Source organism: Bacillus sp. JKS001846 (genome assembly GCF_900176455.1).
GTDB classification, from domain to species: Bacteria; Bacillota; Bacilli; order Bacillales; family Bacillaceae_G; genus Bacillus_A; species Bacillus_A cereus.
Window position 1 is genome coordinate 3,229,931 of the sequence record NZ_FWYG01000001.1, and the last position, 15,166, is coordinate 3,245,096.

Genomic DNA, 15,166 nt, shown 5'->3' on the forward strand with positions numbered 1-15,166 from the left:
TCCTTCAAACTCTGCAACCTTATATAAAATACATCCTCATACTCTTTCAAGGGATTTTTTTATATTTAGCAACCCATACAAACACAATTAATAAGATAGAAAACAAAAATAGCCCTAATGCTGAAACTGGTAAAACAATTTGAGATACAAACCAATAGAAACTAGAGTCACTAATAGGTAGTATACTTATTAATAAAATACATGAAAGGATTGCAACCATAACCCCATTTCTTGTTTTCCTATTTGAAATTGATAACAAATCTGGAATGAGAAATACAACAAGCGATAGACGAATAAAGATCCCTACAAGCCACTGATACACTGAGAGAAAGTCTAGATTTTCAATATACCTTCCTATTGACACAAGTCTCCATTCTTCAAATGCTGGATATCGTTGGTTTGCTGCTACGAAAGGACCAAATTCTATAATAGCTGCCATTACCGGGCCTATCGTGATACCAATAATTACAAGCCCCAAAGCAATCAGTTGATATAATTTGACTTTTGAACAAATGTGATGTTGTAAAAAAAGAATAAAAATTAACTCTAGAAATCCTGCTGCAGGATAAATCATACCCCTTAATACTGGATTTATCCCATTTTCCATCATTGGTTGAAGTAAAGAATAGTCTTTATGCGGAACATTAGCAAACATTACAAAAAAACCAAGTAAAAATACAATAGGTAACAAAACACCTGTTGTAAGTGCAATAGATTGAATTCCTCTTGTAGCATTATAGAGACAAACCATTGAAAAAAGTATTCCTAATACAAAGTGAGGTGTTTCTGGTAAATAAAATGAGAAAAAGGTTAATGTTTCTTTTAGTGCAACGACACCAATTGTTATTAAATAAAGTACAACTATGAATATGATTGGATATATACTGAATTTCCCAAAATTATTTTTTAACCACAAAAATAAATGTTCATTTTTTATGTTTTTATAAATAATGAATATTAATGAGATCCAAATGATGTATATAAAGCTTACTACTATGATTGAAATCCACGAATCTCTACCTGAAGTATCTAATAACATAGGGATCATAATGACATGATTGATTATCCCGATACTACCAATAAGCATCATAGAAACTTGAAATAAAGTAATTGTTTGCTTAGTCATACTAACCACCATATTTTGTAATGAAGAAATATTACATATTATAACTGATACATTACATTTTTATTCCAAATGATTAGTTCTCAGAGGCGTACCATTAACATTTTAAAGAAAGTAGATGCAAAGCAAAATTCTACATGAGAAAAAGTTGATTTTACTATTCTAAGTGATACGATTAGCATTAAAAATCTAATTAGTTTTGATAAAATATCTTTTGTTTACGTTGAAATGGATAGATTTTAATTTCGTCTGTATCTAAATTTTCATGAAATAGATGTATGGTAATAATATGTACCAGACTCCATGCACGTTGCGCTTGTATAAATAGTATTATCTAATGTATCTTCTTCCGTTATTACTCCTCCTTTTGGAACCTCACAATTTTACAAAATACGAAAAATGACCGATATACCCTCTTCTTCGTTATCTATACCCTGAATATTTTATTTACCATACGCTGCCCGTATAAACCTTGATAGTAGGGTGAAATCTCCATTAAGTCCCATTGAACCTGAACCTTGTCCAAAAGCACTTAATGGTATATCCCCCTCGCATGGCTGCGATTTAAGACCTATATATTGTCTTACATTTTGTAAATGCCAATTAAACTCAGGACTATTAGTCACTACTCCTTGTCGATTCTAATACAATAGATTTACCCCATTTATCCGCTAAAATCCAATGTAATGGTGGAGTAACTCCTAAAGCAGGTAATGGTACCCCCAAAAGGAAATACTAGCTACAAATTTCTTTAACTCTTCAACAGATTTGAATTGTGTCTTTCGAAACCAGAAGAAAAGCCAATAGATTTCTGAAAACTGGGCGTATGATTTGATATTGTAAAGCCCTCAGGCATCAATTTGTTCATCACCTATCATCATGTATCCCTTGGTTGAAACCATCAGCTTTTCTGTACCTCTTCCCAGTCGATAGCTCGAAAAGTTATGAGTGTTGAGCTCAACTTAACGACGACGAGAGCTGCTCCCCAATTAGTGATGAAACCCATTATCACATTTCGTATCATGTGGCATAGGTCCATCCAAGGAATCCAGAAAGGCAACGGCCTGTTTGAGGTTCCTCAAAAATAAATGCGCGAGATCCATAGAAAACCCGTTTCGAACCACAACGCGCATAATCGTCACTGCTTCTAGGTCTGGAGGCAATGGATATGCGGGTACTTGCCAGCTGAACACACGCAATTGTCGAGATAAATCATAAAGGTTCCAGTTTAATGTGTAACCTTTTTTCAGTTGCCAAGCGAAAACCGGAATATCCGAACCATCGGACAAAAGTTCGAACGGTTCCATCTCCTGAATTGCCTTGCTAAGAAAAAGAGCGACCTTCTGAGAAGCCCTTTGGACATCATAGTACCCACTTTTCCCCAAACGCAGGTAATTGTAATATTGTAGGAGCACTTGTGCGCCAGGACGTGAAAAATTCAGGGCAAAAGTCGGCATGTTTCCGCCTAAATAGGAGACGCGGAAGATTAAATCATCGGGGAGATCATCAGCTTCCCGCCAAATTATCCAACCCAAGCCAGGATAGACTAATCCATATTTATGTCCCGATACATTGATGGACTTCACCCTCGGCAACTGAAAATCCCAGACTAAATCTGGTTGAAGAAACGGTGCTATAAATCCGCCCGAAGCCGCATCTACATGCATAGGAATGTCCAGTCCCGTTCTCTCCTGTAAATCGTCCAACGCTTTTGCAATGGCGGCAACCGGTTCGTAAAGTCCGGTATAAGTCTCACCGAGAATCGGTACCACACCAATCGTATTTTCATCCACGGCTGCAAGGACCCCTTGAGGATTTAATCGGGGATGCTCAGGGCTAACCTTCACATAGCGTGGTTCAACCTCCCAATAGTTCGCAAATTTTTCCCAAACGACTTGAACAGCAGAACTAAACACAATATTAGGCCGATCCACCGGCTTACCCTCTCTTTTTCGTGCATTTTGCCAGCGTCTCTTTAACGCAAGCCCCCCGAGCATACAGGCTTCCGACGATCCAGTTGTTGAAACGCCCATAGTTGTAAGGGGGCTGGGGGAATGCCAGAGGTTGGCTAAAATGCGGACACACCGCTCCTCAATTTCAGCTGTCTGTGGATATTCGTCCTTATCAATCATGTTCTTATCAAATGATTTAGCATATAAGTGCTCTGCGGTAGGTTCCATCCATGTACTAACGAATGTTGCAAGATTCAAACGTGCATTGCCATCAAGAGTCATTTCATCATGGACGATTTGATACGCTGTTTCTGGTAACATGCCTTCATCAGGCATGTGAAAGCGCGGAACGACTGATTCTCCTTTGCGGGCAAAAAGAGGATTTATAGAAAATTCGGGAGGCAGCTCCATTTGCACGTGACGCGGTAGATATTGTGGATTATCTGGCATAACCTCTTTTCCTTCATATGTATCGTTTTGCACTTCTTCTTTTCGATCCTGCGGCATACTAGTCCCCCTTAATTAATGGTTTAACAAATATATTATTTACAAAAAAACATTTGCTAAACCAAGGGACAATTCTAATAAAAGGTGATGCCATCATTCAAAATAAAGGAGTATAGTTTTTGATTATAAAATAGAAATTGATTTATATTTTAATGAAAATATTGAATGTTTTTAATATAATTATTGAGTTATGTATTTATAGAAACTTAAGGGGTATGATTATGGAGTTTATTACTTTTAAAGTAATTTGTATCTTTTTATTTTTAATGCTTATGACTTCTATAGAAGTTTTAGGATATGGAGTTCAACTTGTTGGGGCGAAATTAGCTTTAGTTGCATCGGCTTTTGCTAAATATAATATTATGTCTTTAATTGCTCGATTTTCTAATATGTTTCAACAACCATTTACTGTTTCTTTAGTTGATAGTACAGCAAAAAATGGTAGATTAGAATTACTAATTAAACAATTAGATTTTTGTTATTAGATTCTACTATGGGAGTAATACTTGGAGGGATTATTAGTACCATTTTTTATGAAAGTTCTTTCTAAAGCGCTAATACCATTGTCAAAAGATGATTCGTTTTTAAACATGTTCAAATTAATATGTTCACAAAAGAATTGATGCAACGTTAAAAAGAATGAGCCCGGTACAATACCGGACTTATATTCATACAACCGCTGTATTTTTCTGTTTAACTGTTGGGATTCAGTTCATAATGAAACATATTTTTACATAAAAGACTTTCGTATATAAATTTTTCAAATGATTTATTAGCGAATTGTTGACCAATATCACTTTTTTGAGTGAGTAATTTTTTAGATTGATGATATAATGAATTTTGTTCGTTTCTTTTATGTAAAATATTCTAGTTTTGCATTAGGAAAGAACTGTTTCATATAGGAATACAGATAGTTTTTTATATCCTCTTCTTCTTCTTTTTGATAAATGTATTTTCCGATTCCATATTTCCCCCATTTATACCTTCTTTTCTCTTCATCTAATTCTAGTTTTGTCATCGGGTAGTTTTTTTCAATTACTCTCTTAGCTGGCTTTGTAAAACGATGTTGAATAAATTCAAATGTAATATCATCCCGTGCATCAAGAGGTAATTCAGCATTTAGGCGTTCAAACATATGATAGTATCCTTCCTTCCAGCCTTCATGCAGGTAAATAGGAGCTACAATGAAACCAAGAGGATATCCAGCTCTAGCTACTTTTCCTGCTGCCTCAATTCGTTTAGCTAAGGGAGAAGTTCCTGGTTCAAAGTTTTTAATCACATAATCAGCGTTTACACTAAAGCGAAATCTTGTTTTTCCGTTATGTTTAGCATCAAGTAAATGATCTACATGGTGGAATTTCGTAACAAATCTCAATTTCCCATATTCAGATTCTCCAAAATGCTCAATGGCCCGTTTAAGGGTATGCGTTAAATAATCGATTCCTACAATATCTGAAGTACACGACGCTTCAAATCTTGTTACTTCAGGTGCACGCTCTTTCATGTATTTATCAGCAGCATCTAAAATTTCTTCAACATTTACATACGTTCGTATATAAGGCTTACTTCCCATCGTTGTTTGTAAATAACAATAATGACAATGTCCCATACATCCCGTTGCAAAAGGAATTGCATACTCTGCTGAAGGCTTGGAAGTATCGAATTTCAGTGTTTTTCTAACACCAACAACCAGCGTGGATTTTGCTACTCGATACTTTTGAAAATCATTATCCCCTGGCAAATCTCTTACTTGATTATGGGAAGTAGTATGTCGAATTTCAACATCCATCTTTGAAAACTTCTCAAACAGCTCTTTCCCCAAAGGATAATCTAATGCTTTAGGTTCAAAATATACGAGCTTAGGCATAAATGGCTTATTCATTCTAACATCCCCTCTGAAATATCACCATAATAGTAAGTGTAAGCTTGGTTTGCCTCATCTTCGGTAGCATATATAGCCATCTCATTTGTTAGTGGATAATACGTTTCGTAAAGAAATAGTGCTAATTCATTAGGTCTTTCAGGATTATTTACAACTGCTGCAGCTTGTATGTTAGCTACGTCTTGAGTATGAGGATTTCGGTAAAAAATATAAACAATGTCACCAGCATGATACGTATTACTTTCAGAAGAAAATTCCATTCCATCACCATCTCATTTCATAAAATTCAATGCTCACAGTTTTACTTTCTAATTTCCTTGTAGTGTAACTATTTAGTTACATTGATAATGATTACGTCATACAAACATATTTTGAAAAATGAATAATAAATGTACTCCCAAAAAGGCAAGCATATATCAATGCTTGCCTTTCGTTCTAACGACGATGTTCAACAAGATCGATTACACCTAAAACGACGTGTGCTAAACCAAAACCAAATACTGTATTTGCAATCATTTTATTAGTTCCACGAGTTTGTTTAAGAGCATAACCTGCTGCTGTCACTGCTGCACCTAAAGCTGTTGGAATTAATCCTTCACGAATGTCCACAGTGATGCCTCCTTGTTTCGTAGTTAGTAAATTTGTTTTAATGACTCGAAGTAAAGTATTAAAACAAGTATTAGTATTTTTCTTTTTAATAAAATTATGTGAAATTCTTATGAATAATATTTTAAATCCATAACAGCTATAAAGATTGAAAAAATTATTAATTAACAAATAAGAAAATATCTTCAAAACGTATTTTTATATGAAAATTTTATACCTCAGACAAAAAAATCTTTGCGAAAATTCTCTCCATAAAAAGTGCTCCTAAATTTATATATATAGGAGCACTTTTTATGAAACACTATTCTTTATTTCCTTATGAACCACTTTATTATAATAACCATGCTTTACAACTTGCCTAAAATCATCTACCTGGATATCCATTCTTTCGGCAATATCTACAACAATTGTATTTTGTAAAACATTCACCACAAATCCCATTAATTGCAAATTAGGATTTTTACGATATGAAAATTGAACGTAATCCCCAAGTGTTACTTCTTTATTATGCTTCATTTGGCGCCCCCTAAATTATCGATAATTATACAATAGTTTTCCCCTTTTTTACTTCTACATACTGGGTCACCAGTTTATCATTTTAGCCAATTCATCTCCCACCTACTTATTTCGCGTTCCTTGAGTAAGGGGTCTTCTTGGCTAAAATGATAAAAGTTATGCATATAATAAAAAAAGACAAACTCTCCAATTTGAGGAGTTTGTCCAAAAACATGATTTCTTTAGTTTAACAATATAGAATTCAGTTCCGATAAGAATCTTTCTTTTTTCCATATCCCACGATTTTTGCATCGATACTAACAATAGTGGATTAGAATAATGACTTAATACTTGCTAGGACAGTAAGAATACCTATAATAATGACAAATACATTGCTCAATTTCCCTTTGTATTTAGCAAGTACTGATACTTTATGGATTGCATACATTGGTAGTATACATAAGATAGCAGCAACTAGCGGACCGCTAAGGGCATCAATGATTCCAAGAATACTTGGATTTGTATAAGCAACATACCAGCATGTTAATACGACAAAAGTAAGAATCATTGTCTTAACTGTTTTTTCTCCTATATCTTTCCCACGTTTTTTACTGGACTTGATAATCATGTCACGCATGACCTCATACGCTCCTATATAATGACCAAGGAAAGACTTTGTAATAGCCACAAATGCAATGATAGGAGCTGCAATAGTGATTACTGGCGAATTAAGCTCATTAGCAAGATATGATAGGATTGACAAGTTCTGTTCTTTTGCCACCTTAAGATCATTTGGAGTCAAACTTAAGGTACTGCTCCAAACAAAGAACATAACAACTACGAATGTCATAATATAACAAACTTTTTGTATTTGAGCACATTTAGCATCAGTAGCATCTATTCCATACGTAGCTCTCTGTTTCATAACAAATGACGAAATCATAGGCGAATGATTAAACGAGAATACTATGATTGGAAGTATCATCCATATCGTTCCTAAATATCCTGTTCCTGTTGAAGCAGTAGAAACAGCTGAAAAACTAAGCATTGACGTATTCCACTGTGGAATCAAAGATATTGCGATAAAAAGTAGAGAAGCTATAAAAGGATACACTAGCATGCTCATGATCTTTACAGTTATATCTTGACCAAAATTTAGTATAGCGATAAGACCGAGTACTAAAACAAGCGATAAAATGGACCTTGGAGGCTCCGACATGTGCAATTGATGCACGATAAAGCTACTAGCGGTATTTGTAAGTGCGACCGAGTACATCAGCACAATCGTATAAATGGAGACAAAATATACAATATTAAAAATGATACTTGCCTTATTTCCAAAATACTCTCTTATTGTACCTGTAATCCCCTCATCGGCAGAGTTCGAAGCGTAAATCATTTTAGCAAGCGCCCTATGTGAATAATACATAACAGGATATGCAAGTAATGTAATTAACAGCAATGATAATAAACCACCTGAACCTGCATTAATCGGTAAAAAGAGTACTCCTGCTCCAATTGCTGTTCCAAAAAGGCTCAATGCCCAGGTAGTATCCTGTTTATGCCACTTTTTAGGGTCTAGATATTTCTCATTTTTTACTGCAGTGTTATCAGCTTGAAATTCTATGTTTTTTGCAGTATTCCCATCCATATAATAATTCCTCCTTGTGTCCTATTCTTAATTCTCTTTTTAAGATATAGGAATATAGACCGTTCTTGAAAAATGAATAGCTTATATAGTGCGCCACAACGAATATCCCCCTTCTAGGTTAATAAAAATCAAAAAATTAGCGAAGCATCAACCTGAAGGGTTTGTTACCACTTATAAAATATTTTAATTATATAGTAGTATATTTTATTAATAACTTCCCCAATATACAGACATCCTTAGGCGAACAATAGAGTAAAGATTGTTAAAAACTTCACAATATACTCGATAACTTATTGATTTGATTGTTTCTCCCCAAAGATTTTATTTTTAATGGAAATTCCTGTAGGTGTAGCTGCAATACCACCTAAACCTGTCTCTCTTAATTCGCGAGGCATCTGTCTTCCAACTCTATACATGGCTTCAATCACTTCGTCAGCATTGATGAGATTGTTTACGCCAGCTAATGCGATGTCCGCTGCTGCTAAAGCATTTGCCGTTCCAATGGCGTTTCTCTTTACACAAGGAATTTCTACCAAACCAGCGACCGGATCACAAACTAAACCGAGTAAATTTTGTAATGCAATCGAAAAAGCTTCAGAAGATTGCTGTGGCGTTCCACCCGCAGCTTCTACCGCAGCTGCAGCCGCCATCGCTGAGGCACTTCCTACTTCAGCTTGACATCCTCCATACGCTCCTGAAATACAAGCGTTGTTTGCGACTATCGTTCCAAATAACGCTGAAGTGAATAGAAAATGAATCATATCTTCATGACTTAACTGCAACGTATCTTTAATACTAAATAGGACTCCCGGAATCGTCCCACTCGCACCTGCTGTTGGAGTTGCACAAATAGCTCCTAATGCAGCATTTACTTCATTAACACCGATAGCACTTTGAATCCCTAACACCATCAAATCTCCAGAAAGAGTTTTCCTATTTTCTCGATAGTTTTTAATTTTTACAGCATCCCCTCCGGTCAAACCTGTTGGAGAAAATACACCGTCGCCCTCGATACTTTTATTTATTGCATGTTGCATAGTCGCTAAATTTCGTTCCATTTTACTCCAAACTTCTTCATAAGAAGTTTTAGTTTGTTTGATTTCCTGTTCGATTGCTAATTCATAAATTTGCTTTTGGCTTTTATTAGCTGCATCCACAATTTCTTTTATGACCATATACATATTTTTCACTCCTTAATGTGACTAAAGAATAATAAGATTAGCTATATTGCTTAAATCTCCTAATTCCTTCTGAGCATTACCTGGCAATATCGAATCCAAAGCGAATGCATATAAATATTTTGTTTTATCTTCCAAACTATGAAAGTTGTTAATTTCCACATCATATTGTTTAAAGATCCTGCGTAAAACAAATTCAAAGTCAGCTCTTTCTGAAATCGCAATAACAACTGGCAATGGCCCCTGCAGATTTAAGCTAAATCCATCAATTTCAACATGTTTGACTTCAATCAACCCACCACCGACCGAAATCCCCATTACTCTAATACTTCGACTTTCATCCTCTGCATATACATCTGCCGTATTTGGATGACCAGCAGGACTATTACCCAATTGTTCAATAAAGGTAATGTCAATTCCCTTAGACTCTGCTATTTTAATAGCATCTGGCACTTTGCTGTCATCAGCAGCTAAGCCTAATATACCAGCAATAATTGCAAAATCAGTTCCGTGACCTTTATGGGTTTCAGCAAATGATTCATAATACTTTACCACAACTTTTTTGGGAAGACCTTGAAATAATTTATTAGCAACTGTTCCAATAGCCAAAGCACCTGCAGTATGTGAACTTGAAGGGCCTATCATTATGGGCCCAATCACATCAAAACAACTTTTGTATTTAACAATCTTTTTTTCTTTAATAGATGCTACATTCATGTTCATATAAGCACCCCCATAATTTATTATTTTTAGCTGTAGTTGAATCTAAGTTATTAGAATGATCGATTCAAAACAAGTTTTGTTTGATAACGCTTTCTTTATTGAGTTGAATAAACTTCCCTTCTAATCCGCTATCCTCCGTATAGTAATCATATCAGTATGTCCAATTTTAAAAAATTACTGGCAAGTTCTTTAGAATTTTTAATCCAAAACGAGGTTTGATATTTTCTCTAGAGGTAATAAATTGTGTCTCGACGCCCTCATTATAACTTGTATATTTATAAGTTTAATCTTTTTTTATTTTTAGAAAGATTGAATAGACAGAATTTTGAATAGGTAATAAATTATACTTAGTATGTAGCAATTGTGTCCTTTGTTTGAAGCTGTATTAGTTAGTAAAAAAGCAAAAATAACACAGAGTTCCTTTCATAAACACATTGATTATATTGAAAAATCATTATAAAGATACTTATATTGTCTTTTGTTTGAACATCTTGTTTTGAACGGGAAACCTGTTGCAATAAATAATTCATTCAGATGAAAAGGAATACATTAATAAAATTTAAAAACGTTTTAGTATATTAATTATGCATTTTGTATAAATATTAATTATCAAAAAAAACTAACTTCTTATTAGGATCTTAACATAAAGGATACATTCCAAATAACAATGGAGATTCTGCTTTATCAATTTCTTTATACGTTATATTTCCCTCTTTACCTGCACTTTTTCATTTGTTTTCACATCTTCTGCACCTATTGCACCACCCGCCAATAATCCTGTACTTAACAGACTATCGTGAACGAAAGTTAGAGAGTTATGGAACAAAATATAATGTGTATGTACATACATTTCTTTTAAAAGAAGTTTTGTAGTATGCAACTGAATTAAAAAAATATAGATTTTTATGACTCTTTTTAGGGGATATAGCAAAGTGGGATCTTTTATATGCACATTGCTATACCGAACTAGATTTCAGTATAGTATTTTTTTGCAACTCATTGATTTTTACCAAACACGTATAAAAACCAACAATATGAAAATAAACGACTGGCTAAAATTTTACTTTCAATAAAATAAAAAAGAACCTGCAAATTTGCAGATTCTCCTGATAATGATTTATATGAGTAAGACTCGGAAATATAATACAATGATTCAAAAATAAGTTCAAGTAAATTCAAAGAACCCGCTGGAGTTCGAGTTCTTTCAGAAGTGATGATGTTTTCTAGGCTTAGCAAAGTGAGAAAATACAAGAATATAATACATCGAGATTTAGAGAATTTCAATATTTAAATTAGAGGTTATTTTAATGTGATGTAACATCAGCATTTTGAAGGAATAGCAATGAATACCTTATACATTCCCAGTCTACATAACGCTTTATTATCAGTAGAAAGAAAAAGGAAAATCCCTACTTTCACAATAAATCCGCCTTGCTACTCTATTCATTTTTTGCTGTCCACCGTTTTAGGGTTCTCTTTTGTACTGTGTTAGCCGAAAAATTGTATAAATCATAATTCGTTTTTCTTCCACCTGTTTCACCCTTTTTACACCCTAGTTTTACAAAATAAGAAGTCATCAAAACTTATATTTATTACTTTCTGTTATCTCCTCTCTCTTGTTCTATGCATAGTCTATCTAAATTTTTATTAGCTACTAAAAAAAGAATTTACAGGACGATTAAAAAAAGCCAAGTGCATTGCACTCGGCTTTATGGTCGATTAAACAATTTTACTTCAGACGTATTAAACTGATGTAGATAGTCTTTAGTAGAAGTATAACCTGAATTCATGAGTGTTTTCTTTTCTTCTTCTGTGATATCAAAATTAAACGACGACGTAAAGAATGTATTAATAAATACAGTGCGGGCAGCATCTTCTTTGGTGGTTTTTCCGCTCTCATGACCTTTAATCATGGTTTGAGACAAATTCCATGCAAAATGAATAAGAGAATGGCCAATATGATGTTCTGTTGAAGTTGCGATATGTTTTAACATGGCAACCTCCGCCTGAGATTCTAAACGGAAACCAAGTGTTTCTTTGTTGTAGACAATTTCATCTGTAGGATCAAAGAAAGATGCATTGTATTTCGTGTGTAAGCTTCTTAGTGTAGAATGATCCTCTATATTGCTTATCAGTTTATTAACCTCGTCAATCGTATCTGTGGTCGTGAAGTGTTCTTCTTTATTCACAAAACTTTTCCGATCAAATAAACGAATTGGGTAGTTATCGAGTACACCTCCGTCTACATAATAATCTTTATCCCATTCCACAGATTTAAAAAAGAATGGGATGGACATCGAAATCCGCACAGCAACTACTAACGGGACATCAGGTGTCGTTTCGCGAGAAAACGTACGAAGCTGGTGTGTAGAAACGTTCGTTCCTTGAAAAAACACGTCTTTTCCTGTTTTGTCATACAACTGCTGAAAAGTTGTGTCCTTACTCCCTGTCCACTTTTCAACGATCTTTCCTACCCACTCAGTGAAGAAATCCCCTTTATAGATACCAAAACCATCAAAAAACAAACGAATGTTATCTTGTACAATCGAAAAATCATCATCTTTAAACGCTTTGAAATTCATGTCTTTGTGGATTTTTACAAGATCTGCGAATGGAATGGAAAGACCTAAAAGTAATGCAGTAATCGCTCCAGCTGAAGTCCCCCCAAATCGTTGTATTTCTGGTAAAATCCCTTCTTCATTTAGTGCACGGATAGCACCTATATAAGCGCTTCCCTTTACCCCGCCACCTTCAAATACTAAGTTACGAAATGGATATGCCATTATATACCTCCAATCAAGAAATTTTCGATCTATTATAGTATCGGAAGTATATTGAAATATATTCCAAATGGTATTAAGAAAGTTTCATGTCCTCCGATACGTATGGCCGAATTATCTTTATTCAATGGATAAATTGTTTGAAAGGGAAGAAATTTGCTTGAAATGGTAATTTAGTTGGATAGGAAACAGGAAACGGAGCGCATCTTTGGATGCACTGAATAATATCCCCTTTTGAAATCGTATATAACGTAACTTCTTTTCCGATGCATTCTCCAAGTAAAATCACGAGTAAGAAATCAAGGAACAATCTACATTTCATAAATCCCTCACTCTCTTTAACATACAATCCAGTGAAATAATTTGTTTCAAATACGTAGAAATATGGTTTAACCAGCAATCAATGATCAGGTCTTCTTACCCTAAGTAAACCTAAATCTGTTTGTCTCCATACAGAAAGTGATAAATAGTTTTGTTTCTATTCAAATAGTACAATATATGCAAAATTACATATCTAATTAATTGCTTTTAATGTTATATTTTAATAGCGATGAATGCTATTATTTCATAAGTTGTCAACAAGCGTTATGTATGTATGAGAAAAAGGAAGGAGCCAAATAGGCACCTTCCTTTTTCTACCAATTAACTAAATTACTCTCTGGTAAAAATTTAAATAGTAATGCTCATTTACAGGCGTCTGATTATGCATTAAACATGCTAGCTTTGCTTGCTGTCGGAAAAATTAAAGACGATAGTCAAATATGTCCTTTCATTACTTTATATTGAAATAAATAATGATTCAAAGTTATTTTGTGAAAATTATACAAAAAGTACTAATTCGTCGTTTACCTAACAATAGATAATATAGATAAAGAAAAAATACTAGAGGATATCACAGTGTAGTAGTCTCTAGTATCTTTTCATAGTATTTTAGCGGCTATACAATACGGAGGGATAAAAAAAGGACCTCTTACGGAAAGATAAGAGGTCATCAAAAAGATAAAAATGTTGTATTTGAAACACGCGAGTTTCTAATTCACATCATAACACAATATATTTATATATTCAATATATACATTAAAGATAAGTAATGTATGTTCAAAAAACACATGGAATATTAATTTGTAACAGTATATATTTTCCTCTTTTATTCTATTTCTTCTACAATGCCGTGATTGTAACAAATATCCCTCTTTCTTTTTTGGATAATTACGAATAAAAATACTACATGTTTTCTGTCTCACTTGGAATAAAGCATCATGGTAAAAATACAATGCTGACAAGTAAAATACTTAATACAATCAACCCTATCCCTAACATCATCCATTCACCCTTTTTAGAATTTTAAAATTTAGCCCTTCACTTTCATATACTTCTCTTTTACATGAGCCAGTAAGTCCCTCAGCTTATTCTCTGCAGGGTGTTCTTGATTTTCTGGAACTTCTCTGCCATAGGATGAAAAGTTTTGTGAGCATGCACTAGTTGTTACTTTCAATTTCGCGTATGAGGATGTATGCTCATCATAACTGGATTACGTCTTCTTGGGGATAAAGGGGACAGGAAAGTTGCTAAGCTAGCGTAAGGTGCTAAATTCCCTCAAAGTATCTCAAAATTTGTATCTCAAAATTTGGATAATCATTTAATATTTCTATACTCTCCAACTTACAACAAAACACATCGCAAAATATTTTTACGATGTGTTTTAAAAGGGAAATCATCATCAAGTTTTTCACCCATATTTTTATAAGGAGTTTTACCATTGAGGATAAACGCCTTCATTTCAAAACAGTTCTTTTCATTTGTATACGATATGTCTCACACATATAGTATACAAATTATTACACTTACTTTTCTTCACCGCTTGCTTGCATGGAATTAAAAGTCCAATTTAATTTCAACGCATCTCCTTGTACAGCTTTTGCTTGTAATTTCTCACCATCTACTTTTGTTAAGCGGAACGATGGAATAGATGCAGTACTTTCCCCAAGATAACTTGTAATTTCACCATCTACATTGTTATATACGATTACTGCCTTTGCGCCTGCTTCCTTAGCATGCTTAATATTTATTGAAGAAAAGGTGATACATACAATAATCAAATCTAATTAACATATTATTTAATTATCGGTAGCGAGATTAAAGAGACTCCCTACTCTCAGGAAGGAACCTCCAATTCATATTATTCCCCCTATTTCTATGTTTCTTATTTGATTCTAATTAACTAACTGATTAGGGTTATTGCAAATCAAAATAATAAAACCACATCTCC

12 protein-coding genes and 2 pseudogenes are annotated in these 15,166 nt (G+C 34.0%); 1 reads left to right on the forward strand and 13 read right to left on the reverse strand.

What is annotated here, in order from left to right:
- Window positions 1-46: 46 nt before the first annotated feature.
- From B9A45_RS17415 to B9A45_RS17425, 3 genes and pseudogenes are all read right to left on the reverse strand, one after another.
- Window positions 47-1,126, reverse strand: coding sequence for a spore germination protein GerXB (locus B9A45_RS17415; protein WP_016110011.1), 1,080 nt, complete (start codon window positions 1,124-1,126; stop codon window positions 47-49).
- Between the two features lie 190 nt (window positions 1,127-1,316).
- A pseudogene (locus B9A45_RS17420) lies at window positions 1,317-1,902 on the reverse strand (linear amide C-N hydrolase); the annotation flags it as partial.
- Window positions 1,903-2,112: 210 nt separating this feature from the next.
- Window positions 2,113-3,582, reverse strand: coding sequence for a glutamate decarboxylase (locus tag B9A45_RS17425; protein WP_084064396.1), 1,470 nt, complete (start codon window positions 3,580-3,582; stop codon window positions 2,113-2,115).
- Window positions 3,583-3,803: 221 nt separating this feature from the next.
- Between B9A45_RS17425 and B9A45_RS17430 the strand changes: the two genes are divergently transcribed.
- Window positions 3,804-4,067, forward strand: a complete 264-nt coding sequence (locus B9A45_RS17430) for a lipid II flippase family protein (RefSeq protein WP_000394421.1) — start codon at window positions 3,804-3,806, stop codon at window positions 4,065-4,067.
- A gap of 368 nt (window positions 4,068-4,435) precedes the next feature.
- Here B9A45_RS17430 and splB read toward each other — a convergent pair whose 3' ends face one another.
- The 10 genes and pseudogenes from splB to B9A45_RS17495 all read right to left on the reverse strand — a co-directional run.
- A complete protein-coding gene (gene splB, locus B9A45_RS17435) occupies window positions 4,436-5,464 on the reverse strand; it encodes a spore photoproduct lyase (RefSeq protein ID WP_001039638.1) in 1,029 nt (342 codons plus the stop codon).
- A complete protein-coding gene (locus tag B9A45_RS17440; protein ID WP_000396091.1) occupies window positions 5,461-5,724 on the reverse strand; it encodes a transcriptional regulator SplA in 264 nt (87 codons plus the stop codon). Before B9A45_RS17440 ends, splB begins: the two co-directional genes overlap by 4 nt.
- 175 nt (window positions 5,725-5,899) lie before the next feature.
- Window positions 5,900-6,073, reverse strand: coding sequence for a hypothetical protein (locus B9A45_RS17445; RefSeq protein ID WP_016110009.1), 174 nt, complete (start codon window positions 6,071-6,073; stop codon window positions 5,900-5,902).
- Window positions 6,074-6,361: 288 nt separating this feature from the next.
- On the reverse strand, window positions 6,362-6,586 hold the full coding sequence (locus tag B9A45_RS17450; RefSeq protein ID WP_000682219.1) for a DUF2187 domain-containing protein: 225 nt from the start codon (window positions 6,584-6,586) through the stop codon (window positions 6,362-6,364).
- Window positions 6,587-6,896: 310 nt separating this feature from the next.
- Window positions 6,897-8,216, reverse strand: a complete 1,320-nt coding sequence (locus B9A45_RS17455; RefSeq protein ID WP_084064399.1) for an aromatic amino acid transport family protein — start codon at window positions 8,214-8,216, stop codon at window positions 6,897-6,899.
- A 290-nt stretch (window positions 8,217-8,506) separates the two neighbouring features.
- Window positions 8,507-9,397: an L-serine ammonia-lyase, iron-sulfur-dependent, subunit alpha gene (sdaAA, locus tag B9A45_RS17460; RefSeq protein WP_084064401.1), complete on the reverse strand. Its 891-nt coding sequence runs from the start codon at window positions 9,395-9,397 to the stop codon at window positions 8,507-8,509.
- A 21-nt stretch (window positions 9,398-9,418) separates the two neighbouring features.
- Window positions 9,419-10,117, reverse strand: a complete 699-nt coding sequence (locus tag B9A45_RS17465) for a serine dehydratase beta chain (protein WP_084064404.1) — start codon at window positions 10,115-10,117, stop codon at window positions 9,419-9,421.
- 1,709 nt (window positions 10,118-11,826) lie between these two features.
- A complete protein-coding gene (locus B9A45_RS17480) occupies window positions 11,827-12,900 on the reverse strand; it encodes a patatin-like phospholipase family protein (protein ID WP_000331137.1) in 1,074 nt (357 codons plus the stop codon).
- A 121-nt stretch (window positions 12,901-13,021) separates the two neighbouring features.
- Window positions 13,022-13,219 (reverse strand): hypothetical protein, encoded by a 198-nt coding sequence (locus B9A45_RS17485; protein WP_000650125.1) that lies wholly within the window; start codon window positions 13,217-13,219, stop codon window positions 13,022-13,024.
- Window positions 13,220-14,798: 1,579 nt separating this feature from the next.
- Window positions 14,799-14,996, reverse strand: a pseudogene (locus B9A45_RS17495) (PA domain-containing protein); the annotation flags it as partial.
- Window positions 14,997-15,166: the final 170 nt, after the last annotated feature.

What these genes read in the sequence shown, in the direction of transcription:
- B9A45_RS17415 (WP_016110011.1), bottom strand. Translation starts at nt 1,126, where the DNA reads ATGACTAAGCAAACAATTACTTTATTTCAAGTTTCTATGATGCTTATT.
- B9A45_RS17425 (WP_084064396.1), bottom strand. Translation starts at nt 3,582, where the DNA reads ATGCCGCAGGATCGAAAAGAAGAAGTGCAAAACGATACATATGAAGGA.
- B9A45_RS17430 (WP_000394421.1), top strand. Translation starts at nt 3,804, where the DNA reads ATGGAGTTTATTACTTTTAAAGTAATTTGTATCTTTTTATTTTTAATG.
- splB (WP_001039638.1), bottom strand. Translation starts at nt 5,464, where the DNA reads ATGAATAAGCCATTTATGCCTAAGCTCGTATATTTTGAACCTAAAGCA.
- B9A45_RS17440 (WP_000396091.1), bottom strand. Translation starts at nt 5,724, where the DNA reads ATGGAATTTTCTTCTGAAAGTAATACGTATCATGCTGGTGACATTGTT.
- B9A45_RS17450 (WP_000682219.1), bottom strand. Translation starts at nt 6,586, where the DNA reads ATGAAGCATAATAAAGAAGTAACACTTGGGGATTACGTTCAATTTTCA.
- B9A45_RS17455 (WP_084064399.1), bottom strand. Translation starts at nt 8,216, where the DNA reads ATGGATGGGAATACTGCAAAAAACATAGAATTTCAAGCTGATAACACT.
- sdaAA (WP_084064401.1), bottom strand. Translation starts at nt 9,397, where the DNA reads ATGTATATGGTCATAAAAGAAATTGTGGATGCAGCTAATAAAAGCCAA.
- B9A45_RS17465 (WP_084064404.1), bottom strand. Translation starts at nt 10,117, where the DNA reads ATGAACATGAATGTAGCATCTATTAAAGAAAAAAAGATTGTTAAATAC.
- B9A45_RS17480 (WP_000331137.1), bottom strand. Translation starts at nt 12,900, where the DNA reads ATGGCATATCCATTTCGTAACTTAGTATTTGAAGGTGGCGGGGTAAAG.
- B9A45_RS17485 (WP_000650125.1), bottom strand. Translation starts at nt 13,219, where the DNA reads ATGAAATGTAGATTGTTCCTTGATTTCTTACTCGTGATTTTACTTGGA.